We start from the raw sequence: 24,784 nt of genomic DNA, 5'->3' as shown, positions 1-24,784 counted from the left end.
CACCAAATCAGGCCGATGCATGATCGTGCGTCCCGCCGATTCATGCACGACCTGTGAAACGGTGCGTGGATGCGGTTCTTCCTGTACGAGGTCGTCGCCCGAATAGTTGCGGTCTATCTGTGCGTCGATTGCGGCCGCATGCTGCGGGATGGCTATACCGACCGGAAAATCAGGGCCTTCAGCCCCGACGTCGTGGTCTGGCTGCTGGACTGGTCGCGGCAGGTCTTCCAGAGGGACACCGAGCCGTTCAGCTACTGGATGGAGATGGGCCACCAGGTCATCTGCCTGGCGTCGTGCCTCACCGTTGCGATCTTCGGGTGGTGGTTTCCGAACAGCTGAGGCATCCGCGGGGAAGGAATCCTGACATCTAAAGCGCGGGCAAACCGGGCGGCGGCTTGCGCATGCAGGACGCCTGCTCGTAGGCGTAGGCGAGGCGGAGCAGCTTGTGCTCGCTCCAGGCGCGACCGGCGAAGGTGACGCCGAGCGGATAGTCCGGCGTGTCCTTGCCGTCGGCTCCCGAGACGAGGCCGCCGGGCACCATGACGCTGGGATAGCCTGCCCTGGCGGCAATCGCCGCGCCGGTCGCGCCGGGGAACAGGACCGCGTCGAGCTTGTGCTGGTTCATATAGGCATCCATGCCGCGCGTCCGGGCGGTGAGGAGGTCCATCGCGCGCGCCGATTTGTACTCGCGCTCGCTCAGATCGCCCCTGGTGTTGTTGGCGGCGAGGAACAGGTCCTGGCCGAAGCGCAGCGCCTTGTCGGCATGCGCCTCGTTGGACGCAACGATGTCCGCGATGGTCTTGATGTCGGTGTGGGTCGCCCAATCTTCCAGGTAGAGGTTGAGATCGTGCTTCAGCTCGTAGAGGAAAACGATCCGCTGCACGACCGCATTGCCCTTGTTGCCGCTCAGCGGATTGCGATTGAGCACAGCCATGATCGTGCCCGGTCCGCTCATCCAGCCCGCCGCCGGCATGCTGGCCCGCACGATGACAGCGCCGAGATCCTCAAGCACCTTGATGATCTCGGCCATCAACTTGGTAGCGTCAGGCGGCAGCTTGCCGTAGTAGGGATCGTTCAGCGGATCGGTGGGGTCGCTCGGCACGCCGATGCGCGCGCCCTTCATCGCATCCCGTGCGAGGTCGGCGGTGTAATCGGCCGGCCTGCGCTGCCGCTCCGTCACGGGATCGAGCGGGTCCTTGGCGGCCAGCACGTTCAACATCATCGCTGCATCACGCACGGTGCGCGTCATCGGCCCGGCGGTGTCCTGGCTATGGGCAATCGGCACGATGCCGGCGCGGCTGATCAGCCCGACGGTTGGCTTCACGGTGACGATGCCATTCCGGCTGGCAGGGTGCAGCAGCGAGCCGGAAGTCTCGGTGCCGACAGAGGCCGTGCAGAGACCTGCGGCCACGGCGACCGCCGAACCCGAACTCGAGCCACCCGGATCGACGACCGGAATGCCCCGATCATCCAGCAGCGTCGGCACGTAGGGATTCTTCACCTGGCAGCGAGGAATAGCCCCCCGGCATCTCGATCGCGAGAATGTTGGCGAACTCCGTCAGGTTCGACTTGCCGAGGATCACCGCGCCGGCCTTTCGCAGCAGCTTGACGACCGTGGCATCCCTCCTGGCGCGCGCGCCCTCCAGCGCCAGCGAGCCCGCCGTGGTCGGCTGCTTGTCACCGGTGGCGATGTTGTCCTTCAGCAGGACCGGCACGCCGGCCAGCGGCCGCTTGGCCGACGGCTTGGTGCCGTCGAGCTTGCGGGCGATCTCCAGCGCGTCGGGATTGAGCGCGCGCACGGAGTTGAGCGCGGGTCCGTTGCGGTCGAAAGCCTCGATGCGCGCGAGATAGGCCTTGGTCAGCGCCGTGGCGGTGACATGCCCGCTCGCCAGCGCATCGACGATGTCGCTCATGGAGGCGTCTTCGAGCTTAAGCCCGGTCATCGCGGCGAGGAGAGCGTCGCGGCGGGGCGGCTTCGTCATGAGGTGCCTCTTGGACGGCTTCCTGAAAATATGCTACAGACGGTAGCATTAAGTGCGATCGCGCGACAAGCTGATTGCCGAGCCTGTGACGCGACGCCGACGTGAAGGCTCCAGCGGAGCGACCCATGGATTGCACGATCCGGCCCGCGCGCGAGGACGACGCGGCTGACATCAGCGGCGTCATCCTGCGTGCGCTGCGCGAAACCAATGCGAAGGACTATACGGACGCGATCATCGAAAGGATCGCGCGCAGCTTCAGCCCGGACGCCGTGCGGGAGCTGATCGGGAAGCGCACCGCGTTTGTTGCCACCGTTGGCGACCGGATCGTTGGCACGGCGAGCCTCGACGGAAGCGTCGTCCGCACGGTCTTTGTGGCGCCCGATGTTCAGGGCCGCGGGATCGGCAAGCTGCTGATGGCCGGGATTGAGCGGTCGGCGCGGGAGCGGAGCATTGCCGCGTTGACCGTGTCGTCGTCGGTCACCGCCGAGACGTTCTATGCGGGGCTCGGCTTCAGGGCCGTGCGCGACAGCTATTATGACGACGAACGCACGATCATCATGGAGCGGCTGCTCGAGGACAGTCCGTAGCCCGGATGGAGCGAAGCGCAATCCGGGATTGTCCCGCGGTCTCCGAAGGCCCCGGATTCGCTGCGCTCCATCCGGGCTACGGAGGGGCGGCGGGATGCCTTGATCCTCCCGGCCAAATAGACCACCATCGCGCATCTCACCGCTCACGGCAGAATGGGCGAGGAAACGCGCATGAACGCAACTCCCGGAGTTGGTCTGGTCGAGCGGGCACAGGCGATCGCGCCGCTGATTGCGGGCGAGGCCGACGAGATCGAGCGGACGCGGCGGCTGACGCCTGATGTCGTCGCCGCGCTGGTCGAGAACGGGCTCTATCGCGCTTTGCTGCCGCAAAGCCTCGGCGGCGCGGAAGCCCCGATCGACAGCTTCATGCAGATGCTGGAGGAGATCGCGAAGGCGGATGCGTCCACCGCCTGGTGCCTCGGCCAGTGCAGCGTCTGCGCCATGATCGCGGCCTGGCTCGATCACGACACCGCGCATGAGATCTTCAACCAGGCACCCGGCATCCTCGCCTGGGGCGCGATTGCGCATGAGGCGCGCAGCGTCGCGGGCGGCTATCGCGTCACGGCGCGCTGGGACTTTGCCTCGGGCTCGCGGCAGGCGAGCTGGCTGGGGGCGCATGTGCGCATCGTCGGCGGCGACGGCATGCCGCGCAAGAATGCCGATGGCTCGCCGGAGGTGCGCACCATCCTGTTTCCGGTCGGCAGCGCGGTGATGCATGATGTGTGGCAGGCGATCGGGCTCGCCGGCACCGGCACGGACTCCTATGAAGTGAGCGATCTCTTCATTCCCGAGCGCTTCACCGCATTTCGCGACGTGCCGGCTGCGCTGGTTGAGAAGGGGCCGCTCTACAGGATCGGTACCGGCTCGACCTACAGCCTCGGGTTTGCCGCGGTCTCGCTCGGCGTCGCGCGTGCCACGCTGGATGCCGCCATCGCGTTATCGCGGGCCAAGCACCAGTCGCTTGCGGCGAGCGCCATGCGCGACAACCAGGCGGTCCAGGGCCTGATCGGCCGCACCGAGGGCGACCTTCGCGCCGCGCGCGCCTACCTCTATGCGACGGCGAATGCGATGTGGCGCGACCTCACTGCGACCGGCGCATTCAGCGCGGCGCATCGCAGCGCCGTGCGGCTCGCTGCGACCTGGTCCATCCACCAGTCGGCAAAAGTGGTCGACACCGCCTATCACATGGCCGGCGCGACCGCGGTATTCCGCAGCAACCCGTTCGAGCGACGGTTCCGTGACATGCACGCCATCGCGCAGCAGATCCAGGCGCGCGACACGCATTTCGAGGACGTCGGCAAGATGATCCTTGCCGAAAATCGATAGTCGCTGGTCAGTGCTGCGGCGCTTTGTCTCTCGTTGCACGGAATGAGAGTCGCACCATGCGTCCACTGCATTGAGTCATGCAAAAGGACCGTGGCGATTCCGTTGATACACGGGGACCATGCCGCGCTTGTTGTTAAGCAATTTCTGGGACCTTTCCGCAAAAGCAAGATTTGGAAATGCCTGGGAATTTTTGATGTTCAAGATCAAGTCGATTGCCGCTCGCCTGATTCTCGCCATCGCACTCACCGTTGCGATCGCCTGCGCCATCCTCTCCGGCTTCTCGATCACGCAGCAGCGGGCGTTGACACGGCTCGCGCTCGATCAGCAGCTCAAGCTGCAATATGACAGCGTGATCGCGGCGCTACCGCCGGTCGGCGACGCCATCGCCAAGGGCGACCGCGACAGTCTCCTCACGCTGCTTGGCGACGCCAACAAGGCGCTGAAGGCGCAGGGCATCCCGCTGATCACCTTCCAGCTGCCGCCGGCGATCTCGTTCTTCCGCGTTCACACGCCAAAAACCTTCGGCGACGACGTCTCCGCGCGCCGCGCCACCGTGGTCGAGGCGCTCAAGACCGGCCGGCAGATCGTCGGCGTCGAGCCCGGCCGCGAAGCGCTCGGCATCTTCGGCATGACCCCGATCGTGCGCGACGGAAAGAACCTCGCCAATGTCGACATCGGCGCCGCTTTCGGCAAGGAGTTCGTCGACCGCGCCAAGAAGCGGTTCGGTATCGACCTCGCGGTCTATTCGGTGGACGGCAGGACCCTGAACAAGCTGTCCTCCAGCTTCGGCGAGAACGCGGTCGCCAGGCCCGACGAGCTGAAGGCCGCGATCGACGGCGCGCCGCTGCTGCGCGAGGCCGAGCTCGACGGCCATCCGGTCGCGGTCTATGCCGGGCCGATCAAGAACTATGCGGGGCAGCCGGTCGGCGTGCTCGAGATCATCAAGGACACGACGGAATACGAGGCCGCCTTCTCCGCCGCCGAACGCAATCTGATCCTCGGCACGGTCGCCATCCTCGCCGCCGCCATTCTGCTGGCGTTCCTGCTCGGGCGCGGCCTGTCGCGGCCGCTCACGGCGATCACCGCGGTGATGAACCGGTTGTCGAGCGGCGACACCAGCGTCACCATTCCCGACAGCGAGCGGCCGGACGAGCTCGGCACCATGGCCAAGGCGGTGGACGTTTTCCGCCAGAACATGCTCGAGGCCGGCTCGCTGCGCGAGGCGCAGGAGGCCGACAAGGCCAGGGCGGAGATCGAGAAGCAGGCGCTGCAGCGCCAGATGGCCGACCGCTTCGAGGCCGACGTCAAGGGCGTGGTGGCCGCGGTTGCCAACGCCACCGAGGGCATGCAGAGCGTCGCCGGCGAGATCACCTCCAGCGTCAACGGCACCTCGCAGCGCGCCTCCGCTGCCGCGACGGCGTCCGAGGAAGCCTCGACCAGCGTCAACGCTGTTGCGGCCGCGACCGAGGAGCTGGCCTCGTCGGTCAGCGAGATCGGCCGTCAGGTCACCCATTCCAGCCAGGTCGCGAGCGGCGCAGTGACCAAGGCCGCTGAAGCGACCGAGATGGTCACCAGCCTTGCCGGCGCCGCCGAGCGTATCGGCGACGTGCTGCGGCTGATCAGCGAGATCGCGAGCCAGACCAATCTGCTGGCGCTCAACGCCACCATCGAGGCGGCGCGCGCGGGCGAAGCCGGCCGCGGCTTTGCCGTCGTCGCATCGGAGGTGAAGGAGCTGGCCAGCCAGACCGCAAAGGCGACCGACGAGATCGCGAGCCAGGTCGCGGCGATCCAGGCCGCGACCGGCAATTGCGTCACCGCGATTTCCGGCATCAGCGACACCATCCGCGAGATCAGCGGCATCGCCACCACCATCGCCGCCGCGGTCGAGCAGCAGGGCTCGGCGACGCGCGAGATCGCCCGTAGCGTGCAGCAGGCCTCGGCCGGCACCACCGACGTCTCCACCAATGTCGCCGGTGCCAGCCAGGCCGCAGATCAGTCGCGTGCGCTGGCCGGCAATGTGATGGTGGCATCAGGCGAACTCGGCCAGCATGCCTCGGCGCTGATGAAGAGCGTGGATACGTTTTTGGCGGGGCTTCGCGCGGCGTAAACGCCGCGCGATTCGGCCTGAGCGTCCTGGTCTTCCTGATTCAGGACGATGGAGCTCGCGCCAGCTGCAGCGCAGCCTCGACGCCGCCTTCAAGGATCTGATCCGCGTCGGCGGCGCCGGGGACCGCTCGCGCGAGCTGGAGGGTACCAACCATGAGGCCAAAGATGGCCATCGCGCGCCGTTCGCCGGTCGCCGGATCGGTATCGGGAAGCAGTGCGGCCAGCGATGAGATATAGCTTCGCAACCCCTCGCCATAGGCCTTGCGGGTCGGCAAGGGCTGGCGCGCGATTTCCGGGAGCAACGCCGCCGAAGGACACCCTCTGGCCGGGTCCTTGAGATGGCCGCGGTTCAGGTAGCTCCGGATCGCGCGTTCGAGATCCGCGTCCTTTCGCCGACCTTCATCGAAGCTGTCTTGCTGGTCGGCGAGCGCGCTCTCCACCGCTTCACGAACGAGCGCCTCCTTTGATTCGAAGTGGGGAGAGAATGCCCCTTTGGTCAGGCCAGCCTCAGCCATGATGCCGGCGATCCCCGCAGCGGCGACGCCGTCCCGACGGATGCATTTCGACGCGACATCAACGATGTGCCGTCGCGTCGCCGCCTTATGCCCTTTTTCGAAACGCACTGTTCTTCCCCACTTTCCACGCGCGCTAGGTACTCAGAACGCCTTCGATGCGACGTGCAAGGTCCAGGAGCGCGCGGTCGCTCGCCAGGGGCGCATCCAATTCGAGGCCGATCGGGAGTCGCTCGCGCGAGAGGCCCATCGGGAGGCTGATGCCCGGCAACCCAACGCTGCTCGCCGACACGGTGTGGTTCGCCAGAGCGAGAGCGCTGACCTCGCGCCCTGCGATGGAGACATTTGCCTGCTGTTCGATCAATGGCGCCGTGCGGGGCGTCGTCGGCTGCAGGATTGCCAACGCTCCATGGCCGAACACCTCGTCGAGCCGTCGCTTGATTTCCGGGCGGCTCACGGCCAGCGCGGCCTGATAGGCCTCTGCGGAGATCGCGCCGGCGCCTCCCGGCAAGGCCATGTGTCCCCATGCGTCCCGAAGCTCGGGCTTGAGGCCCTCGTAGATCGCCTCGAACGTGGTCGGAATATCGTGGCGGCGCAGAAACTCCGAGATTGCGCCCATGGTCTCGTGGAAGAAGATGCCCCATGTCGTCGTCTGAACGAGAGAGCCGAAGTCGTCGCCGAGGTCCACCTCCATGATTTCGGCGCCGGCGTCCCGCAACTGCCGCACCACTTCACGGAAGCGCGTCTCGACCTCCGCGTCCACCAGGTCAAGAAATTGCCGGGGTGCGTAGGCCAGCCGGGCTCCCTTGACGTCATATCCGCGCCGAAGCGGCTCCACCGCCTGTTCGCCGGTTACGACATGATCCACGAGCGCGCAATCCTCGACATGACGTGCGAACACCCCGGTCGTATCGAGTGTATGCGAGATCGGCGCCACGCCTTTGCGTGGCCATCGTCCGGTCGTCGGCTTGAACCCCACGACGCCACAGAACGATGCCGGCACGCGGATTGATCCGACCGTATCGCCCCCCAAGGACGCGGGCACGATGCCGGCGGCGACGGATGCGGCGGAGCCGCTCGACGAGCCGCCCGACACACGATCGCGGGCGTGCGGGTTCTTCACCTGGCCATAGCGCGCGTTGTGACCGGTCAGGCCGTAGGACATCTCCACGAGGTTGTTCTTGCCGAAGACCAGAGCGCCCGCGTCCTTGATAGCGCGGACCGCGTCCGCCTCTTCCTGCGACACGAAGCGGGCGAGGCCGTCGAGACCAAGGCTCGTCGGCAGGCCTTTCGTCAGGTAGCTGTCCTTGACGCCCAGCGGCACGCCCAGCAGCGGCGCCGTCGACCCGGCCGCACGGACCTTGTCCGCGTCCCTCGCGGCCGCGATCACCGCGGCCTCGTCGATGGTGATGAAGGCGTTGAGCTCGACAAGCGCTCGCTCACGCTGCAGAAGCGCCGCCGTGTAGGCCTCCGACGTCATGTCGCCGTTTCGAATTGCGGCCGCAGCGGCTGCAAGTCCAAGCGAGGTCACGTCCGCATATTCCAGCGAAGCGGTGTTGGATGAAGTGACAGCCGTATCGTCCATGAAATCCTCGCGAGTGCCGGATTGCTTCATTGAATTACGATCATCATATTGAATTACGATCGTACTTCAATGGGGAATACGGACAAATAAATGTGAGGCGTCAGCAGCGACGGCCAAGTGGTGAAGCGGGAGCGCGTTCGGGGCGCATTGGCCCGCAATGTGATGGCGAGCTCGGGCAGCACGCCTCGGCGCTGATGAAGAGCGTGGATACGTTTTTGGCGGGGCTTCGCGCGGCGTAAGCGCCGCATGACCAGCCGCTGTTTGACTTAAATCAAGTCTGGCGCAGCAAGCCTGCCTCCGAATAGGCTGTCGATGGCCGCGCCCAAGCGCCGCCGCACAGCACGGAGATAGTGATGAGGTTCTCGAACTCTCTGCGTATTGCCGTTCTCGCCGCGACCGGTGCCCTGCTCGCCACGGGTGCCCAGGCCGGCCCGATGCCGACATCTGTGGCGACGATCAAATCGATGGTCGATCCCGTGACCACCGAGGTGCGCTGGGGCTACGGCTACCGCGGCGGCTACGGTTATCGCGGTGGCGGATGGGGTTACCGTGGCGGCTATGGCTACCGGGGCGGCCTGGCTTATCGGGGCTACGGTTACCGTGGTTATGGCTATCGCGGCTACGGCTATCGCGGCCTCGGCTACGGCGTCGCGGGCGCCGTCCTCGGCGCCGGGGTCGCAAGCGCGTATTACCGAGGCTATGGCGGCTATTCCGGCGGGTACTATGGCGGTGGCTATCCCGCCTACAGCTATCCGCCCGCGTTGGATTACGACTATGACGGCGGCTTCCGCTATGTCGACGACTCCTGCATGCCGTCCGGCCCCTACTCCGGCTACTAGACGCCAATCTGCCGAAGGCTAAGCCACCAGGGTTGGAGTGAGGGCTTCTCTCCACACGTGAGATCGTCGATGGACCTGTACCCCCTCACCCGGATTGCATCTGACGATGCAATCCGACCTCTCCCCGCAAGCGGGGAGAGGTTAGGGGTCACTCAGGCCACCAACGCCGTATCACCATCAATGCCACGTTGCGCGGCCAGCAGGCTGATGATCTCCGCGTTCGGCCGGGCCTTGCTGAACAGAAAGCCCTGGCCTTCGTCGCAGCCTTCGGCGCGGAGGCAGCTCAGTTCGGCTTCGGTCTCGACGCCTTCGGCGGTGATGGTGACGCCGAGGCCTTTGCCGAGGCTGACGATGGAGCGGATGATCGCCTGCGCCTCGCGGTTGGCGCCGAGATCGCGCACGAAGGACTGGTCGATCTTGATCTTGTCGAACGGAAAGCTGCGCAAATAGCTGAGGCTGGAATAGCCGGTGCCGAAATCGTCCATCGAGATGCGCACGCCGAGCGCGCGTAGCGCGTGCAGCGTCGCCAGCACCTGCGCGCTCTTCTCGAGCAGCAGCGTCTCGGTGATCTCGAGCTCGAGCCGGCGCGGCGGCAGGCCGGAATATTTCAGCGCGTCCGTCACCATCGAGAGCAGATTGCCGCTGCGGAACTGGAGCGGCGACAAATTGACGGCGACGCGGACGTCGTCGGGCCAGGTCGCGGCATCCAGGCACGCGCGGCGCAGCATCAGCCCGCCGAGCGGATTGATCAGGCCGGTGTCTTCCGCGACGGGAATGAACTCGGCCGGCGAGACCATGCCGCGCTCGGCATGCGGCCAGCGCACCAGCGCCTCGAAGCCGGTGATGCGGCCGCTCTGGAGGTCGATCAGCGGCTGGTAATAGGGACGCAGCACGTCGTTCTGGATCGCATCGCGCAGCTCGACCTCGATCTTGCGGCGGCTCTGCGCTTTCGCATCGAGCGCGGCCTCGAAGAAGGCGAAGGTGCCGCGTGCATCCTGCTTGGCGCGCGACAGCGCCATGTCGGCGCTCTTGAGCAGTTTCTCGGAATCATCGCCGTCGCCCGGCGCCATCGCGATGCCGATGGAGGCACCGATCACGACGGAATGGCCATCGAGCAGATAGGGATCGGAAATGGCTTCGAGCAGGCGCTTTGCCAGGCCCACCGCATCCTCGGGGCGCGTCAGGCCGCTCTGCGCGATCGCGAACTCGTCGGAGTTGAGCCGCGCCAGCGCGTCCTCTTCGCGAAGCGTCGAGCGCAGCCGCTTGGCGACACCACGCAGCAGCTTGTCGCCGACGGCGTGGCCCAGCGTGTCGTTGATCGCCTTGAAATTGTCGAGCCCCAGCATCAGAAGCGCGACCTTCTCGGCGCTACGGCGGGTGTGCAGCAGCATCTCGTCGACCTGCTGGCGCAGCAGGTTGCGGTTGGGCAGGCCGGTGAGTCCGTCGTGCTGGGCCATGAAGGCCAGCCGCGCCTCGGCGCGCTTGCGCTCGGTGATGTCCATCAGCGCCAGCAGCACCGCGGGCCGCTCGGCGTAAGTCAGCTCGCGCGAATAGATCGCAAGGTCGATCAGCGCGCCATCGGCCTTGACGTGCTTCCAGGTGCGCGCGGCCTGCTCGTCGCTGGAGCGATCCATCGTCCAGGGCGGCTCGCTGTCGAAGGCCTGAAGGCTGCGGATCTTCAGCTTCTCGAACTCGGTGCGGCTGTAGCCGTAATGGGCGACCGCGGCGTCGTTGACGCCGAGGATGCGCTCGTCGTCCAGCGCGCAGACGATCATGGGCACGGGATTGCCGTCGAACAGCAGGCGGAACGAGGCCTCGCGCTGCTTCAATTCGGTGATGTCGACGCGCAGGCCTACGACGCCGCCGTCGTCGGTGCGGCGCTCCTCGATCAGGATGACGCGGCCGTCCGACAGCGTCTGCTCGTGGCGCTTGCCGGGCTCGTAGAGCTTCTTCAGCCGGTCGGCGATCCACTCGTCCTCATGGCCGGCGGCCTCGGGATAGTCGCCGCGGGCAACGCCAACGCGCAGCGTGTCTTCAAGGCGCGCGCCTTCCGCGAACAGATCGGCGGTCTTGCTGTAGATCTCGGAATATTGCTTGTTCCAGAGGACATAGCGGCCTTCAGGGTCGAGGATCACGATGCCTTGCGGCAGCAAATCGACGGCCTGGCGCAGCCGTTCATGCGATTTGCGCGCTTCGATGATGGCGGCTTCGGCGCGGCTCTGCACAAGCTCATCGTGTCGAACGGGCAGATGCGGCGCGCGCGCAAAGCGCGGCTTGCACGGCCCCTGGCCGGCCAACCCTTTACGCTTTCGCTTTGCTTGTTTTCGAGACCCCAAACTCAACTTCACATGTCCTAGCCGCGCCCAGTGACGCAAGTTTTGCGACAAGTATCTGAAAGAAAAGTAATCTTGGCTGATCCCGTTTCCCGAGGGCACGGCTCGCAACGGCCAAGCGCCGGGCCGTTTTGCCCGTTTGGGAGGCGCACATAGTGCGTGAATGCGCGCTAATCCTGTTCCTGTTCCGCAATCGGGGAGCGTAGAGCCGCAAAAACGCGCCCTCGCCATGAATCAATTCCGAGACGCGCGTCCGATTGCATGCAGGAACAAGAGAATCTCGGTCCGCGCACGAATATTGGTCAATGCAGGATAGGGTTATCGCGCCGTTAAAACGGCAGCCTGTCCACGCAAAAATCTACGACTTTCGACGGAGGTTAGTTGGAAAAAAGACGCCGTGAGATGGCGCCCTCCTGACAAGTCTAATTCTTAACCCTGACGCGGCGTTGGGCTATAAGGATGTCAGCATGAGTCCCCGCCGCCTCGCCCCCCTCCTGCTCGCCATGACGCTCCTGGCCGCCGGCGGCGCGCTGGCCCAGGACAAGGGCAGCGTGACCCCGAAGCCGCTGCCGCCGCTCGCCAATCCGAACGATCCGCATCTCGGCGCCAAGGAGCTGTTCGCGCGCAAACTGCTGCCCTCGACGGGGCCGGCGCATGTCATCGGCTCCTACACCAAGGGCTGCATTGGCGGCGCGATGCAGATGCCGCTGAACGGCGACAATTGGCAGGTGATGCGGCTGTCGCGTAACCGCAATTTCGGCCACCCCGACATGATCGCGCTGATCAAGCGCCTTGCCGCCAGGGCGCACAAGGACGCGGGATGGCCGGGCATCCTGGTCGGCGACATCGGCCAGCCGCGCGGCGGCCCCGCTCTCTCCGGCCATGCCAGCCATCAGATCGGCCTCGATGCCGACATCTGGTTGACGCCGATGCCGGACCGCAGGCTCTCGCGCGAGGAGCGCGAGGAGATGTCGGCGGTGATGATGGTGCGGCAGGACCGGCTCGACATTGATCCGAAGGTGTTCACGCCGAGCCATGTGCTGGTGCTGCGCGATGCCGCGCAGGAGCCGGGGGTGCAGCGCATCTTCGTCAATGCCGCGATCAAGAAGGCGCTGTGCCGCGAGGCCAAGGGCGACCGCTCCTGGCTGTCGAAGATCCGCCCCTGGTGGGGTCACGATTATCACTTCCACATCCGCATGCGCTGCCCCGCGGGCGCCGGCGAATGCGAGGGCCAGCCGTCGCAATCCGAGGACGAGGGCTGCAAGCCGTCCGATTTGGACTATTGGTTCAGCGACGGCGTGCTGCACCCCAAACCGCCGCCAGAGCCGCCGAAGCCCAAACCGCCGATGACGCTGGCGCAGATGCCTGCCGCCTGCAAAGTGGTGCTGCACGCCGGCGATGCGAAGCCGTAACGTACGCTGCTAGGCGTGCTGCCGCCTCATCCGCCACTGTCGTCCCGGGGCGCGAAGCGAGCCCGGGACCCCCGCGCGAGCGCTTGCGCTCGTCGCGATAACCACAGGGAGTGGTTGTTAGGCGAGCTGGTCGCTCAGAGTCTTCGCCAAACACAATCCTGTGGTTATGGATCCCGGGCTCGCGCTGCGCGCGCCCCGGGATGACGCAGTCATTACTGGCTCCTATCCACCGGAATGCGCTAGGATTGCCCGTGCCGCTCGGCCGTAAGCCCGCGGCATTCCGGGATGCGCATCCCGTCCTTCAACAAACCTGACCGCAAGCCGCGCGTCCGCGCGTGGCCAACGACGAGATTTGACATGCGCATCCTCGCTCTCCTTGCCGTGCTCTCGCTCAGTGCGACCTCCGCTTTCGCTGCGGAGGAACCCAGCGGCTGCGACAAGTTCAAATGGCCGATCGAGCGCGAGCGCGCCGCGCTGACTGCGCCGGATCGTGCCAAGCTCGCATCGGGTACCGAGCAGGCGGCACTGCCGGCGACGGCCATCACGCTGGGGCTAGTCCCGCCTCAGGAGGCAAAGCTGCCGGCGCCGCCGGAGCGGGCGCCGAAGGACGGCAGCTTTGCCGGCTTCACCAGCATCAAGGCGGCGAAGGCCGGGCTTTATACGATCAGCCTATCTGGTGGGGCCTGGGTGGACGTGGTCCAGGACGGGGATTTCCTCAAGCCCGTGGCCTTCAGCGGCGCCACCGACTGCGACGGCATCCGCAAGACCATGAAATACGAGCTGTCGGGCCAGCCCTTCGTGCTCCAAATCAGCGGCGCCAAGGATAATGCGCTCTCGATCGCGATCCTGCCGGCCCAATAGGTTAGATGTTATTGTTTGCGCATGATCTTTTCGGAAAACCGCTGCACACTTTTCCGGATCATGCGCTCGGTCGCCTTTGACCTGAGGCCCCGGCCTGCTATCTTCGAGAGCTGCGATATCCCTGCCGGCCGTAAGCCGTCGCAAGGCCCCGTGGAACAGCGCTTCCGCCCGTCGCACATGACCCACCCAACGCCAGAATTGCGCGTGCATTTGTGCGCGCAGGCCCGGACGGAGCGCTACTCATGATTCGTATTGCCGGACTTTTCACCTCCTTCGTGATTCTCGCGGGCGCGAGCCTCTCGCCCGCTGCCGCCGAAGACAAAACCATCACCGTGTTCGCCGCGGCCTCGATGAAGAACGCGCTCGACGAGATCGACGCGGCCTACACCGCCAAGACCGGCATCAAGTTCAGCGTCTCCTATGCCGCGAGCTCGGTGCTCGCCAAGCAGATCGAGCAGGGCGCGCCGGCCGACGTGTTCGTCTCCGCCGACACCGACTGGATGGACTACGCCATCTCGAAGAAGACCATCAACGAGCCTTCCAGAGTCAACCTGCTCGGCAACAGCATCGTGCTGATCGCGCCGAAGGACTCCAAGATCGACAACGTCGCCATCGCGCAAGGTTTTGACCTCGCCAAGCTCGCCGGCGACGGCAAGATCGTGACCGGCGACGTCAAGTCGGTGCCAGCAGGCAAATACGCCAAGGCCGCGCTGGAGAAGCTCGGCGCCTGGCAAGCGGCCGAGCCGAAATTCGCAATGGCCGAGAGCGTGCGCGCCGCGCTGACGCTGGTCGCCCGCGGCGAGGCCAATCTCGGCATCGTCTATTCGACCGACGCCAAGGTCGAGCCCGGCGTGAAGATCGTCGGCACCTTCCCGGCGGATTCGCATCCCGCGATCATCTATCCCGTCGCGGCGACCACGACCGCGAAGCCCGAGACCAACGACTATCTTGCCTTCCTGCGTAGCTCGGCCGCCAAGACGATTCTGGAAAAATGCGGCTTCAAGTTCCTGGTCAGCCCCACGACCTGATCTTTCGTGTTCGACATCTCTCCCGCCGAATGGACGGCGATCCTGCTCTCGCTCAGGGTCGCCGTCATCGCCACGCTGGTCGCAACGCCGTTCGGCATTGCGCTCGCATGGCTGCTCGCGCGCAGGGATTTCTGGGGCAAGTCGGTGCTGGATGCCGTCGTGCATCTGCCGCTGGTGCTGCCGCCCGTCGTCACCGGCTATCTGCTGCTGCTCACCTTCGGCCGCCGCGGCCTCGTCGGCGGCTTCCTCGCCGATCATCTCGGCATCGTGTTCGCTTTCCGCTGGACCGGTGCTGCGCTCGCCTGCGGCGTGATGTCGTTTCCGCTGCTGGTGCGGCCGATGCGGCTGTCGATCGAAGCGATCGACCGCAAGCTCGAGCAGGCCGCCGAGACGCTCGGCGCCGCCCCCTGGAAAGTATTCTTCACGGTGACGCTGCCGCTGGCGCTGCCCGGCGTGCTCGCCGGCATGGTGCTGGGCTTCGCCAAGGCAATCGGCGAGTTCGGCGCGACCATCACCTTCGTCTCCAACATTCCCGGCGAGACGCAGACGATCTCGTCCGCGATCTATTCGCTGATCCAGACGCCGGACGGCGATGCGGCCGCGGGACGGCTTGTGATCGTCTCCATCATCCTGGCACTGGGCGCGCTGATCGCCGCCGAATGGTTCGCCCGGCGCGCCACGCAGCGCCTGCACGGGAATTGACCATGCTGCGGGTCGACATCGAAAAGAAGCTCGGCGAGTTCTCGCTCCAGGCGTCGTTCACGAGCGAAGGCCGCGTCATCGGCCTGTTCGGTGCCTCAGGTGCCGGCAAGAGCTCGCTGGTCAACATGATCGCTGGCCTGCTGCGGCCCGACCGCGGCACCATCGTGATCGACGGCGAGACCGTGGACGACACCGCGGCCGGCATCCATGTGCCGACCTATCGCCGCCGCATCGGCTATGTGTTCCAGGATGCGCGGCTGTTTCCGCATCTCAACGTCGCGCAGAATCTCGACTATGGACGGCGGATGAACGGCCTCGCGCCCGATCCGGCCCAGCACAAGCGCATCATCGACCTGCTCGACATCGGCGCGCTGCTCGATCGCCGCCCTGGAAAACTCTCCGGCGGCGAACGCCAGCGCGTCGCGCTCGGCCGCGCGCTGCTGTCGAAGCCGCGCCTGCTGCTGCTCGACGAGCCGCTCGGCGCGCTCGACGAAGGCCGCAAGCTCGAGATCCTGCCCTATCTGGTCCGGCTGCGCGACGAGGCCAATGTGCCCATGGTCTATGTCAGCCACGACGTCGCCGAATTGCGCCAGCTCGCGACGCAGATCGTGATGCTGAAGCAGGGCCGCGTGACGTCGTTCGGCGGGGTGAAGGTGCTGACGTAAGGCGGCTCGTAACGTTGCCGGTCTTTTGCTTGTCGTCCCTCAGCTCGCGAACAGCGGCCGCGCGGCGTCGGCCAGCATGCCATGCGCCCGCTTGACGTTGTCGAGAAACTGCCGCACGCTTTCCTGCCAAGTGAAGGTCAGGGCATGGGCGCGGCATTTTTCGCGCGGCACCTGCAAGGCGGCGAGCGCCGCGCGGCGCAGGTCGGCATCGAGACAGCCGCATCCGGACTTGCCGATCACGTCGAGCGGCCCCATCACCGGGAAGGCCGCAACCGGCAGGCCGCACGCCAACGCTTCGAGGATCACCAACCCGAACGTATCGGTCAGGCTCGGAAAGACGAAGACATCAGCTGACGCGTAGACATCGGCGAGCGCTCGCCCGGTCCGCGTGCCGAGAAAATGGACCTGCGGAAACCGCGCCTGCAGGCTCGCGCGCAACGGCCCGTCGCCGACCACGACCTTCGAGCCCGGCAGGTCCAGGGCAAGGAAAGCCTCGAGGTTCTTCTCGACCGCGATGCGGCCGACATACAGGAACACCGGCCCCGGAAAGGCGAGCGGCTGCACGGCGCGAGGACAAAACAGTTCGGCATCGACGCCGCGCGACCACGGCATCAGGTTGCGGAAGCCATGCGCCCTCAACGCCTGTTCCAGCGTCGGCGAGCCGACCATGATGCCGTCGCCGCTGTTGTGGAAACGGCGCAGTGCCGCATAGCTCCACCTCAGCGGCACCGGCAGCCGCTCCGCCAGATATTCAGGAAAGCGGGTGTGATAGCTCGTCGTGAACGGATAGCCGCGGGTCTGGCAGACATAGCGAGTGATCCACCCGATCGGCCCCTCGGTCGCGATGTGCACGGAATCCGGACCCATGCTTTTGATCGCGCGCTCGATTCGCCCCACCGAGGCCAGCGCAAGGCGGATCTCCCGGTAGCCGGGCAGCGGCACGGTGCGGAAATCGCCCGGCGTGAGGAGGCCGATACTGGCGCCGAACGACGGCGCTTCGCTGGCGAGATATTCGAGCGAGCGCACCACGCCGTTGACCTGTGGGCGCCAGGCGTCGGTTGCCACCAGCACGCGCATCAGGCGACCGACCGTGCGAACGGCACCACGCTCGACGGGCCCGACATCGGCTGTAACCGCGCCTCGACCCAGCGGATGATCTCGAACCGGCCGTCATGGTGCTCGACGACACCGGTGCAGGATTCCACCCAGTCGCCGGTGTTGATGTAGCGAATGCCGAACTCGTCATGCATCGCCGCGTGGTGGATGTGGCCGCAGATCACGCCCTGCGCATCGTGCCGCCTTGCTTCCGACGACAGAACCTCCTCGAAGCGGCCGATGTGATTGACCGCATTCTTGACTCGCAGCTTCGCCCAGGACGAGAACGACCAATAGGCAAGCCCGAACCGGCTCCGAATCCTGTTGAGCCAGACGTTGGAGGCAAGCGCCGTGCGATAGCCGACATCGCCGAGCAGCGCCAGCCAGCGGGCATGGCGTACGACGAGATCGAAGTGATCGCCATGGACGACGAGATAAGCGCGGCCGTCGACGCCCCGGTGGATCGCGTGCTCAACCACCTCGACGCCGCCGAAGGTCGAGCCGACATAGTCGCGCACGAACTCGTCGTGATTGCCGGCTACATAGACGATCCGCTTGCCGCGCCGCGCGATATCGACGAGCGCCTGCACCACTGCATTGTGCGTGCCTGGCCAATACCAGCTCGACCGCAGGTACCAGCCGTCGACGATGTCGCCGACCAGGAACACAGTGTCGGCGTCATGGTGGTGGAGAAAGTCGATCAGCCGCTCGGCCTGGCATCCCCTCGTCCCAAGATGGACATCGGAGATGAACAGGCTCCTGACCTTGACGACGTCGGACGGCAAAGCCGCATCCCGGTCCCGGCGCTGCGCCGGCCGGTCGCCGCTATGGCCATCGCGCAGGAATGCCATCGCGGCAGCTTCCGCCAATCCCGCGACCGCCTTCGTCACATCGCGGTTGGCGCGGCGCCGGAAGATCGAGCGATGCCAATAGACGCCGACGGCAAGAACCAGGAGCGCGAACTGGGCGCCACGATGCCGCCCGTCGGACGCAGCGACACCGAACTGAAGGCCGGCGAGCAGGATCAGCACCGCGGCGGTGAGGTGCTCAAGCGTGTGCGAGCCGGACCGAAACCGGGACAACAGGGGTCTCATGCAATCTCCTCCACGGCCTTGGGGGCGGCGATGGCGCGCGACGACGCGAGGCGCGGCCGCGCGATCGCGTGCGCGTAAAAGCGAAGTCCGAGAATGATCGCGACCTCCACAGCGACGAGGATGGCGACCACCCAGAAGCCGATGCTGACGGGATCCTGGCCGCTGTCGCGCAGCACATAGCCAAGGCTCAGGAACGGCATGTTCCAGATCACGGTGCCGATCGCGGTGGCGGTGACGAAGGCGCGCGGCTCCAGTTGCAGCACGCCGGCCGGCAACGCCAGATAAATCCGCACGGTCGGCAGCGTCTGGCCGATCAGCGTGACCCAGAAATGGTTGCCGCGATAGGCATTGGTGAGCTGCTGATAGAACGAGGGCCGCAGCAGCACGTATTTGCCGTAAGTCCTCACCAGTCGCTCGATCCGCTGCGAGCCGAGCGCGCGGCCAAGCCCGTACCAGCCGATCGCGCCGACGACCGATCCAACACTTGTCGCCACGATGGTCATGGCCAGCGACGCGCCGTCGGACACGGTGAGACCGAGCAGCATCAACAGAACGTAGGACGGGAACAGCGGAATGAATTTCTCGGCGATCGCCAGGCAACCAATGCCCAGCAGGCCGAAGTGCAGAAACATTGCGATCGTGCTCGACGTGTCCATGGTGCCTCGATCACGCGTAGGGGCGACGGCGGCTGATCCGGTACACCGAGGCCGGAGGCAGGTTGCGGTAGGTCTGCCCGACACAGCTTGCCTGCAGATCGAGATGATCGAGGATCGCATCAGGGACGGGACAACGCGGGCCGTACGTGATCTGGTAAAACGCGCCGCCCGGACGGAGATAGGCAAACGCGCCGCCGAGAATCGCCAGCACTTTTCCTGGCGGCATCGTGAGCAATCCGAGGCCGCTGACGACGGCGCCGACCGGCGCCCCCTCAAACAATTTTTCTTTCACCAGCCAGGCCGCATCCATCCACAGCACGCGCGCGCCGGGGAAGCGCTGCTGCAGCAACGGGATGAAATCGGAGCCGTATTCGACCAGCGTCAGGTCCTGCTGCCGGACGCCGCGATCGAGCAATGCGCGGGTGAACACGCCGGTGCCGGGGCCGAGTTCGATGACGGGGCCGGTCTCGGCCGTGATCTCCTGCGCCATCAGCGACGACGCGGCGGGTCCTGACGGCGCAACCGCTGCGACACGCAAAGGATCGCGAATCCAGGCGCGGAAGAACGGCAGGATGTCAGCAGACGACATGCGATATCTCCCTCGCGATGCAGTCGGTTTCGCAGGTGGGGTTCGGTACCAAGGCCATTAAAATGTCTTTCCGCTTGCGCGTGTCCGCCATCGAACGCGGAGCGTCGCGCGGGTGAGCCATGTCGGGCCCGGCAGGATGATCAAGCCCGACCCAATAGTGGCTTCAGTCTCACGCCAACATTGCGAGAGTCTGTCGCGAATGCGCATCTTTCAGAAAAACATCCGCGACGTTCGCGCTGGATGGAGCCGCAAGGTTGCCGCAATGAATTGGACAAAAAGCCGGCAACGACGAGCGCGAAGGAAAGGCTTGTCGATGCGGGTGCTGTTGGCGGAAGACGAGCCGGAGATGGTCACGGGGCTGCGCGCGGTGCTCGCGCGTCAGGACATGCTCGACGAGCCGCTCGGTGCGCTCGACGAAGGCCGCAAGCTCGAGATCCTGCCCTATCTGGTCCGGCTGCGTGACGAGGCCAATGTCCCTATGGTCTATGTCAGCCACGACGTTGTCGAATTGCGCCAGCTCGCGACGCAGATCGTGATGCTGAAGCAGGGGCGGGTGACGTCGTTCGGTGGGGCGAAGGTGCTGACGTAAGCCGGCCCGTGGCCCATCCCCGTCATTGCGAGCACAGCGAAGCAATCCAGAGTCTTTTCGCGGAAGCAGTCTGGATTGCTTTGTCGCAAGGGCTCCTCGCAATGACGCGCGGCAAGAGCGGCGCGAAAAGCTAGCGCTTCCGCCGCTTCGGCTTCACCGCCGTGAACACCGCGGCCAGATCGTCGCCCGCCGGCACCGCATCATCATCCAGATGCAGCCGGCTCTCCACATGGAGAAAATGCTCGCGCGAGACGGCAATGGCGCGCGCGACGTCGCGGGCGCGCAGGGCCTCGACGATGGCGCCGTGCTCGTCCACGGCGCAGATCGAATCCGCCGCGGGCTCGTAGACCGAGACCATCACCGAGGAGCGGCTGAGCAGATCGGCGAGGAAGCGCGTGAGCTCGGCATTGCCGAGCGCCTCGACCAGATGAACATGGAACGCGCCCGACAGGCGCACCGAGGCGGCGCGGTCGCCGCGCGTTGCGGCGGCGCGTTCTGCCGCGAGATGGGCGTTCAGCTTTTCGATCAGGACGTCGTCGACGAGGCGGACGAGCTGCGTCAGCACGCCGGCCTCGAGCACGCGGTGCGCCTCATACACGCTGCGGACGTCGTCGAGCGTCGGGCGCGGCACGCGGGCGCCGCGGTTGGGGATCATCTCCAGCCGCCGCTCTGCGCCGAGCCGATGCAGCACCTTGCGGATACGCTCGCGCGAGACGCCAAAGATGTCGGCGAGCGGGGGCTCGGCGAGCTTGGTGCCGGCTTTCAGCTTGCCCTCCAGCAGCGCGTGCAGGATGGCCTGATAGACCGCCTCGTCCTCTGCCGGATTCGCCTTGCCACTTCGCCTGCGCTGCGTCGCCATGGCGCTAGCTAGGCCCAAAGGATGCGCAGCGTCACCTCCAAAAAATGTGCACATTCGCCGTGGGACTGTGCATACGACCGATCCAAGGTTCGTTCAATCCATTGAAATTACTTATCTTTATAAAAATGTGCACATTTGGCATGGCGCTTGCTGCTGTCTCGAGGCAAGCTTTACGCACAACAAACGGGACATGCCCATGCACACCCCCTCCCGACGCAGCGTTCTGAAATCGGGCGCGGCCGTAGCCGCGGTCCTGGCGGCACCGGCACGGTTGCGCGCCGCGCCCAAGGAGATCGTCATCGGCGGCCCCGCGGGCGCCGCAAAGTATTTCAACGCCGACCTGTTTCCGGTGCTGGAGAAGAAGCTCGACTGCAAGGTGCTCTACGAGGGCACCAATTCGCTGACCAATCTGCAGAAGATGCAGGCCGACAAGGCCGCGCCGAAAATCTCGGTGGTCATCATGGATGATCCCGTGATGCTGCCGGCATCAAGCGAGGGCCTGATCACCAGGATGTCGGCGTCGTCGATCGCCAATCTCGGCAAGCTCGTGGACGGCGCGGTGCACCAGGACGGCATGTGGGCGAACTATCAGCGGCCCTGGGCCGGCATCGCCTATTCGACCAAGCGCATGAAGACCGCGCCCGCGAAGTGGTCCGACCTGTGGGACGCGAAATATGCCTCGCGCGTGATCGTGCCGTCGCTCTCGAACACGGAAGGGTTCTGGACGCTGCTGGCGGCTGCGCATCTCGAGACCGGCAAGCCCTACAAGGAAGCGCAATACGAGATCGACGCCGCCTTCAAGAAGGTGAAGGAGCTGAAGGCGAATTTGCTGAACGTCTATACCAACGCACCGCAGGCCATCAATCTGATGGAGCAAGGCGAGGCCTGGATGATCGGCGGCCAGTTCTCCGCCTACACGCTGATCCGGAAAGCCGAGGGCTCGCCGGTCGATCTCGCCGTGCCGCAGGATGGCGGCTTTGCAATGCCGTCGGGGATCGCGAAGGTGGCGGGCGCGCCGGCCGGCGATCTCGCCGATGCCGCGATCGACTTCTTCCTCAGCCCGGAGGCGCAGACCATTTTGGCCGACAAGGCGTTTGTCGCCCCGACCAACAAGGGCACGCCGACGCCGGCCGGCTTCCCCGATCCCGCCTCGCTGTTCGCGCCGGACTGGGCGTTCGTCGCCAAGAACCGCGCCGGCTGGGTCGATCGCTGGAGCAAGGAGATGACATGAGCGAGGCCGCGCCGCATCTCGTCGTTCGCAGCGTCTCCAAACGGTATGGGCCGACCACGGTCCTCGACCATATCGACCTCACCATCCGCCGCGGCGAGCTGGTGACGTTGCTCGGCCCTTCCGGCTGCGGCAAGACCACGCTGCTCCGCGCCATCGCGGGGCTGGCTCGGCCTGACGCAGGCAAGGTCGAGCTCGCCGGGCGAGACATCACGAATGTGCCGCCGCACAAGCGCAATGTCGGCGTCGTATTCCAGAGCTACGCGCTATTTCCGCATCTGACCGTCGCCGGCAATATCGCGTTCGGGCTGAAGGTGCGCGGCGCGGCCAAGCGCGAGATCGACGCGGCGGTCGAGCGCGCGCTGTCGCTGGTCAAGCTCGGCCATCTCGCGGGACGGCGCATCTCGGCGCTGTCAGGGGGACAGCAGCAGCGCGTCGCGCTGGCGCGCGCGATTGCGGTCGAGCCTGATGTCCTGCTGTTCGACGAGGCGCTGTCCGCGCTCGATCGCAAGCTGCGCGAGGAGATGCAGGTCGAGCTGCGCCGCCTGCTGCAGGAGGTGAATGCGACCGCGATCTTCGTCACCCATGACCAGGACGAGGCGCTGACCATGTCCGACCGCGTCGCGGTCATGAACAAGGGACGCATCGAACAGCTCGCCGAACCGCGCGAATTGTATTTGCGGCCCGCCAGCCTGTTCGCGCTCAACTTCGTCGGGCTCTCCACGCGGATTGCCGGCACGGTTCTGGCGGCAAGCAATGGCAAGGTCGAGGTCGAGACCAAGGTCGGCCGCCTCTCGGCGCTCGGCAATTTCCAGACGGGATCTCCCGTTATCGTCGCCGCGCGGCCCGAGCAGCTTCGGATCGGCGGCGAGTGCGAGACGAACTCGGCGTCAGGGCGCGTTCGCTCCGTCGTGTTCCAGGGCTCGCGCACGCTGGTGGATGTCGATGCCGGCGCGGGCGAAAGCCTGCTGGCAGAACTGTCCGGGCGCGACGGCGCGATCCCCGGCGTACATGACGAGATCCGCCTGAGCTGGCCTGTCACCGAGACCTTTGCATTTCCGATGGAGGCGCAAGCATGAGCGAGGCGGCCCTTCCTGCTGCGATAGTGCCGCCCGCCGTGGATCGCGAGCGGCTGACGGCGCTCGGCTTTGTGGTGCCCTCCTTCGTCATCATCGCCGGCGTGTTCGCGCTGCCGCTGCTGCTCCTGCTCGGCGTCAGCTTTGTCGACACGAGCGGGCTTACTCTCGCCAATTACAAGCGCCTGCTCGGCACGCCCTATTATCTCGGCGTGATCTGGAATTCGCTGCGGCTTGGGCTGTTGACGACGATCATCGCCTTCCTGATCAGCTATCCCGCCGCCTTCGCGCTGGCGCGCGCCCGCGGCGCCTTGCGCTCCGTGCTGCTGGCGACGCTGTTCCTGCCGCTCGCGGCCAGCGTCATCGTCAAGGCGTTCGCCTGGACGATCCTGTTGCGCAGCGACGGCATCGTCAACGAGACGCTGATGGCACTCGGCATCATTGAGGACTCGATCCGGATGATCTTCACCGAGACTGCGCTGATCATCGGCGCCGTCAACATCTTCCTCCCCTTCATGATCCTGCCGATCTACGCGATCGTCGCCCAGCTCGATCCGCGCTATGCGGAGGCGGCTTCCACGCTCGGCGCCTCGCCGGTCGTGACGTTCTTTCGCGTGATCCTGCCGCTGACCCTGCCCGGCATCATCGCCGGCATCGCGCTGGTGTTCTCACTGTCGGTCTCCGCCTATGTGGTGCCGACCCTCTTGATCGGCGAAAAGTACCCGACGCTCGCGACCACGATCGCCAAGGCATACCTGCTGGCACGGGAGCCCGGGTTTGGCGCCGCCGCCGGCGTGGTGCTGCTGGCCATCGCAATAGCCGTCGTCGCGCTGAGCGCACGCCTGTCGCGGGAGCCGAAGTGATGACGCGCACCGCAATCATCGTTTGCTGGGTGATGGCGATCGCTCTCGCCCTGTTCCTGGTGCTGCCGCTGCTGGTGATCGCGGCGGCCAGCTTCTCGCCGACGCCGGTGTTCGATTTGCCGCTGACCGGCGCGTCGACGCGCTGGTATGGCCGGATCGGCCGGCTCGACGGCTTCTGGCCGTCGCTGTTCCTGTCGCTGCAGATCGCGCTGCTGTCGACCGCGATCTCGCTGGTCTGCGGCACGCTCGCCGCGATCGCGATCACGCGCAGAAAACTGCCGGGCGCGGATGTCTTCGCAACCGCCCTGGTCTCGCCGCTGATGATGCCGGGCCTCGTGCTCGGCATCGCGCTGCTGCAGGGCTTTCGCGCCGTCGGGTTCAATACGCCCTGGGGTACGCTGCTGGTCGCCCATCTCGTGATCACGCTGCCCTATGTCGCGCGCACGATGATCGCGGGCCTGGCGCGGTTCGACTTCACGCTGATCGAGGCGGCGCGCACGCTCGGCTGCACCTATCCCGGCAGCGTGCTGCGGGTGATGGTGCCGGCGCTGGCGCCGTCGTTCCTGATCGCGGGGATCTTCTCGTTCCTGGCGTCGTTCGACAATTATCCGGTATCGATCTTCCTCGCCGACGTCCGCACCAAGACGCTGCCGATCCGGATGCTGCAGTATATCGAGGAAGCGCCCGACCCGACACTCGCGGCGCTCTCCACCCTCATCCTCCTGGGCACGGTGATCCTGCTGTTCGTCAGCGACCGCGTCGTCGGCCTGCACCGCATGGCCGGAACTTCGGACTAA

The 24,784-nt window shown here is 65.9% G+C and carries 24 protein-coding genes and 1 pseudogene; 15 read left to right on the top strand and 10 right to left on the bottom strand.

Annotated elements, in window-relative coordinates; translation table 11 throughout:
* Positions 1-69 precede the first annotated feature (69 nt).
* On the top strand, positions 70-339 hold the full coding sequence (locus RAD16_RS01455; RefSeq protein WP_458156105.1) for a hypothetical protein: 270 nt from the start codon (positions 70-72) through the stop codon (positions 337-339).
* A 28-nt stretch (positions 340-367) separates the two neighbouring features.
* Here the strand turns inward: RAD16_RS01455 and RAD16_RS01450 are convergent, their stop codons facing one another.
* Both RAD16_RS01450 and RAD16_RS01445 read right to left on the bottom strand, forming a co-directional pair.
* Positions 368-1,501, bottom strand: a complete 1,134-nt coding sequence (locus RAD16_RS01450; RefSeq protein ID WP_458156104.1) for an amidase family protein — start codon at positions 1,499-1,501, stop codon at positions 368-370.
* Complete coding sequence (locus tag RAD16_RS01445; RefSeq protein ID WP_458156103.1) at positions 1,467-1,982, bottom strand: amidase family protein; 516 nt, start codon at positions 1,980-1,982, stop codon at positions 1,467-1,469. The genes RAD16_RS01450 and RAD16_RS01445 overlap by 35 nt, the downstream gene beginning before the upstream one ends.
* 125 nt (positions 1,983-2,107) lie before the next feature.
* On the opposite strand from RAD16_RS01445, the gene RAD16_RS01440 reads away from it, so the two are divergent.
* The 3 genes from RAD16_RS01440 to RAD16_RS01430 all read left to right on the top strand — a co-directional run bounded on the left by RAD16_RS01440 (position 2,108) and on the right by RAD16_RS01430 (position 6,002).
* Complete coding sequence (locus tag RAD16_RS01440; RefSeq protein WP_458156102.1) at positions 2,108-2,569, top strand: GNAT family N-acetyltransferase; 462 nt, start codon at positions 2,108-2,110, stop codon at positions 2,567-2,569.
* 171 nt (positions 2,570-2,740) lie between these two features.
* Positions 2,741-3,895, top strand: a complete 1,155-nt coding sequence (locus RAD16_RS01435) for an acyl-CoA dehydrogenase family protein (RefSeq protein ID WP_458156101.1) — start codon at positions 2,741-2,743, stop codon at positions 3,893-3,895.
* Between the two features lie 193 nt (positions 3,896-4,088).
* The gene (locus RAD16_RS01430) at positions 4,089-6,002 is read left to right on the top strand and encodes a methyl-accepting chemotaxis protein (RefSeq protein ID WP_458156100.1); all 1,914 of its coding nucleotides are present in this window, start codon (positions 4,089-4,091) and stop codon (positions 6,000-6,002) included.
* Between the two features lie 40 nt (positions 6,003-6,042).
* Here RAD16_RS01430 and RAD16_RS01425 read toward each other — a convergent pair whose 3' ends face one another.
* Together RAD16_RS01425 and RAD16_RS01420 are read right to left on the bottom strand one after the other, a co-directional pair.
* Positions 6,043-6,624 carry a TetR/AcrR family transcriptional regulator gene (locus RAD16_RS01425; protein ID WP_458156099.1) on the bottom strand — a complete coding sequence of 194 codons (582 nt, stop codon included), beginning with the start codon at positions 6,622-6,624 and terminating at the stop codon, positions 6,043-6,045.
* Between the two features lie 25 nt (positions 6,625-6,649).
* The gene (locus tag RAD16_RS01420) at positions 6,650-8,098 is read right to left on the bottom strand and encodes an amidase family protein (RefSeq protein WP_458156098.1); all 1,449 of its coding nucleotides are present in this window, start codon (positions 8,096-8,098) and stop codon (positions 6,650-6,652) included.
* 353 nt (positions 8,099-8,451) lie between these two features.
* Here RAD16_RS01420 and RAD16_RS01415 point away from each other — a divergent pair, with 353 nt between their 5' ends.
* Positions 8,452-8,937 (top strand): hypothetical protein, encoded by a 486-nt coding sequence (locus RAD16_RS01415; protein WP_458156097.1) that lies wholly within the window; start codon positions 8,452-8,454, stop codon positions 8,935-8,937.
* A gap of 152 nt (positions 8,938-9,089) precedes the next feature.
* Here the strand turns inward: RAD16_RS01415 and RAD16_RS01410 are convergent, their stop codons facing one another.
* Positions 9,090-11,186, bottom strand: a complete 2,097-nt coding sequence (locus RAD16_RS01410; protein WP_458156420.1) for an EAL domain-containing protein — start codon at positions 11,184-11,186, stop codon at positions 9,090-9,092.
* Positions 11,187-11,737: 551 nt separating this feature from the next.
* On the opposite strand from RAD16_RS01410, the gene mepA reads away from it, so the two are divergent.
* The 5 genes from mepA to modC all read left to right on the top strand — a co-directional run bounded on the left by mepA (position 11,738) and on the right by modC (position 15,938).
* Entirely contained in the window at positions 11,738-12,682 is a 945-nt protein-coding gene (mepA, locus tag RAD16_RS01405; protein WP_458156096.1) for a penicillin-insensitive murein endopeptidase, read from the top strand.
* Between the two features lie 357 nt (positions 12,683-13,039).
* Complete coding sequence (locus tag RAD16_RS01400) at positions 13,040-13,543, top strand: hypothetical protein (RefSeq protein WP_458156095.1); 504 nt, start codon at positions 13,040-13,042, stop codon at positions 13,541-13,543.
* 242 nt (positions 13,544-13,785) lie between these two features.
* Complete coding sequence (gene modA, locus RAD16_RS01395; RefSeq protein ID WP_458156094.1) at positions 13,786-14,571, top strand: molybdate ABC transporter substrate-binding protein; 786 nt, start codon at positions 13,786-13,788, stop codon at positions 14,569-14,571.
* Positions 14,572-14,577: 6 nt separating this feature from the next.
* Positions 14,578-15,273 (top strand): molybdate ABC transporter permease subunit, encoded by a 696-nt coding sequence (modB, locus tag RAD16_RS01390; protein WP_458156093.1) that lies wholly within the window; start codon positions 14,578-14,580, stop codon positions 15,271-15,273.
* Positions 15,274-15,275: 2 nt separating this feature from the next.
* The gene (modC, locus tag RAD16_RS01385; protein ID WP_458156092.1) at positions 15,276-15,938 is read left to right on the top strand and encodes a molybdenum ABC transporter ATP-binding protein; all 663 of its coding nucleotides are present in this window, start codon (positions 15,276-15,278) and stop codon (positions 15,936-15,938) included.
* 39 nt (positions 15,939-15,977) lie between these two features.
* Here the strand turns inward: modC and RAD16_RS01380 are convergent, their stop codons facing one another.
* The 4 genes from RAD16_RS01380 to RAD16_RS01365 all read right to left on the bottom strand — a co-directional run bounded on the left by RAD16_RS01380 (position 15,978) and on the right by RAD16_RS01365 (position 19,372).
* Entirely contained in the window at positions 15,978-17,015 is a 1,038-nt protein-coding gene (locus RAD16_RS01380; protein ID WP_458156091.1) for a glycosyltransferase family 4 protein, read from the bottom strand.
* On the bottom strand, positions 17,015-17,884 hold the full coding sequence (locus tag RAD16_RS01375; protein ID WP_458156419.1) for a UDP-2,3-diacylglucosamine diphosphatase: 870 nt from the start codon (positions 17,882-17,884) through the stop codon (positions 17,015-17,017). The genes RAD16_RS01380 and RAD16_RS01375 overlap by 1 nt, the downstream gene beginning before the upstream one ends.
* Positions 17,885-18,123: 239 nt before the next feature.
* Entirely contained in the window at positions 18,124-18,783 is a 660-nt protein-coding gene (locus RAD16_RS01370; protein WP_458156090.1) for a DedA family protein, read from the bottom strand.
* A gap of 10 nt (positions 18,784-18,793) precedes the next feature.
* Positions 18,794-19,372 (bottom strand): class I SAM-dependent methyltransferase, encoded by a 579-nt coding sequence (locus RAD16_RS01365; RefSeq protein ID WP_458156089.1) that lies wholly within the window; start codon positions 19,370-19,372, stop codon positions 18,794-18,796.
* Between the two features lie 355 nt (positions 19,373-19,727).
* On the opposite strand from RAD16_RS01365, the pseudogene RAD16_RS01360 reads away from it, so the two are divergent.
* Positions 19,728-19,961: pseudogene (locus RAD16_RS01360) on the top strand (molybdenum ABC transporter ATP-binding protein); the annotation flags it as partial.
* Positions 19,962-20,091: 130 nt separating this feature from the next.
* On the opposite strand, the gene RAD16_RS01355 reads toward RAD16_RS01360, so the two are convergent.
* Positions 20,092-20,820 carry a GntR family transcriptional regulator gene (locus RAD16_RS01355; RefSeq protein ID WP_458156088.1) on the bottom strand — a complete coding sequence of 243 codons (729 nt, stop codon included), beginning with the start codon at positions 20,818-20,820 and terminating at the stop codon, positions 20,092-20,094.
* Positions 20,821-21,016: 196 nt separating this feature from the next.
* Between RAD16_RS01355 and RAD16_RS01350 the strand changes: the two genes are divergently transcribed.
* From RAD16_RS01350 to RAD16_RS01335, 4 genes are read left to right on the top strand one after another with little or no spacing between them, the layout of a single operon-like run.
* Positions 21,017-22,051, top strand: a complete 1,035-nt coding sequence (locus RAD16_RS01350; RefSeq protein ID WP_458156087.1) for an extracellular solute-binding protein — start codon at positions 21,017-21,019, stop codon at positions 22,049-22,051.
* The gene (locus RAD16_RS01345; protein WP_458156086.1) at positions 22,048-23,127 is read left to right on the top strand and encodes an ABC transporter ATP-binding protein; all 1,080 of its coding nucleotides are present in this window, start codon (positions 22,048-22,050) and stop codon (positions 23,125-23,127) included. The genes RAD16_RS01350 and RAD16_RS01345 overlap by 4 nt, the downstream gene beginning before the upstream one ends.
* Complete coding sequence (locus tag RAD16_RS01340; RefSeq protein WP_458156085.1) at positions 23,124-23,987, top strand: ABC transporter permease; 864 nt, start codon at positions 23,124-23,126, stop codon at positions 23,985-23,987. The genes RAD16_RS01345 and RAD16_RS01340 overlap by 4 nt, the downstream gene beginning before the upstream one ends.
* The gene (locus tag RAD16_RS01335; protein WP_458156084.1) at positions 23,987-24,784 is read left to right on the top strand and encodes an ABC transporter permease; all 798 of its coding nucleotides are present in this window, start codon (positions 23,987-23,989) and stop codon (positions 24,782-24,784) included. Before RAD16_RS01340 ends, RAD16_RS01335 begins: the two co-directional genes overlap by 1 nt.

Source organism: Bradyrhizobium sp. 18BD, assembly GCF_054185225.1.
This window is presented reverse-complemented; position numbering and strand designations above follow the sequence as displayed.

What these genes read in the sequence shown, in the direction of transcription:
- RAD16_RS01455 (WP_458156105.1), top strand. Translation starts at nt 70, where the DNA reads ATGCGGTTCTTCCTGTACGAGGTCGTCGCCCGAATAGTTGCGGTCTAT.
- RAD16_RS01445 (WP_458156103.1), bottom strand. Translation starts at nt 1,982, where the DNA reads ATGACGAAGCCGCCCCGCCGCGACGCTCTCCTCGCCGCGATGACCGGG.
- RAD16_RS01440 (WP_458156102.1), top strand. Translation starts at nt 2,108, where the DNA reads ATGGATTGCACGATCCGGCCCGCGCGCGAGGACGACGCGGCTGACATC.
- RAD16_RS01435 (WP_458156101.1), top strand. Translation starts at nt 2,741, where the DNA reads ATGAACGCAACTCCCGGAGTTGGTCTGGTCGAGCGGGCACAGGCGATC.
- RAD16_RS01430 (WP_458156100.1), top strand. Translation starts at nt 4,089, where the DNA reads ATGTTCAAGATCAAGTCGATTGCCGCTCGCCTGATTCTCGCCATCGCA.
- RAD16_RS01420 (WP_458156098.1), bottom strand. Translation starts at nt 8,098, where the DNA reads ATGGACGATACGGCTGTCACTTCATCCAACACCGCTTCGCTGGAATAT.
- RAD16_RS01415 (WP_458156097.1), top strand. Translation starts at nt 8,452, where the DNA reads ATGAGGTTCTCGAACTCTCTGCGTATTGCCGTTCTCGCCGCGACCGGT.
- mepA (WP_458156096.1), top strand. Translation starts at nt 11,738, where the DNA reads ATGAGTCCCCGCCGCCTCGCCCCCCTCCTGCTCGCCATGACGCTCCTG.
- RAD16_RS01400 (WP_458156095.1), top strand. Translation starts at nt 13,040, where the DNA reads ATGCGCATCCTCGCTCTCCTTGCCGTGCTCTCGCTCAGTGCGACCTCC.
- modA (WP_458156094.1), top strand. Translation starts at nt 13,786, where the DNA reads ATGATTCGTATTGCCGGACTTTTCACCTCCTTCGTGATTCTCGCGGGC.
- modC (WP_458156092.1), top strand. Translation starts at nt 15,276, where the DNA reads ATGCTGCGGGTCGACATCGAAAAGAAGCTCGGCGAGTTCTCGCTCCAG.
- RAD16_RS01380 (WP_458156091.1), bottom strand. Translation starts at nt 17,015, where the DNA reads ATGCGCGTGCTGGTGGCAACCGACGCCTGGCGCCCACAGGTCAACGGC.
- RAD16_RS01375 (WP_458156419.1), bottom strand. Translation starts at nt 17,884, where the DNA reads ATGGCATTCCTGCGCGATGGCCATAGCGGCGACCGGCCGGCGCAGCGC.
- RAD16_RS01370 (WP_458156090.1), bottom strand. Translation starts at nt 18,783, where the DNA reads ATGGACACGTCGAGCACGATCGCAATGTTTCTGCACTTCGGCCTGCTG.
- RAD16_RS01365 (WP_458156089.1), bottom strand. Translation starts at nt 19,372, where the DNA reads ATGTCGTCTGCTGACATCCTGCCGTTCTTCCGCGCCTGGATTCGCGAT.
- RAD16_RS01355 (WP_458156088.1), bottom strand. Translation starts at nt 20,820, where the DNA reads ATGGCGACGCAGCGCAGGCGAAGTGGCAAGGCGAATCCGGCAGAGGAC.
- RAD16_RS01350 (WP_458156087.1), top strand. Translation starts at nt 21,017, where the DNA reads ATGCACACCCCCTCCCGACGCAGCGTTCTGAAATCGGGCGCGGCCGTA.
- RAD16_RS01345 (WP_458156086.1), top strand. Translation starts at nt 22,048, where the DNA reads ATGAGCGAGGCCGCGCCGCATCTCGTCGTTCGCAGCGTCTCCAAACGG.
- RAD16_RS01340 (WP_458156085.1), top strand. Translation starts at nt 23,124, where the DNA reads ATGAGCGAGGCGGCCCTTCCTGCTGCGATAGTGCCGCCCGCCGTGGAT.
- RAD16_RS01335 (WP_458156084.1), top strand. Translation starts at nt 23,987, where the DNA reads ATGACGCGCACCGCAATCATCGTTTGCTGGGTGATGGCGATCGCTCTC.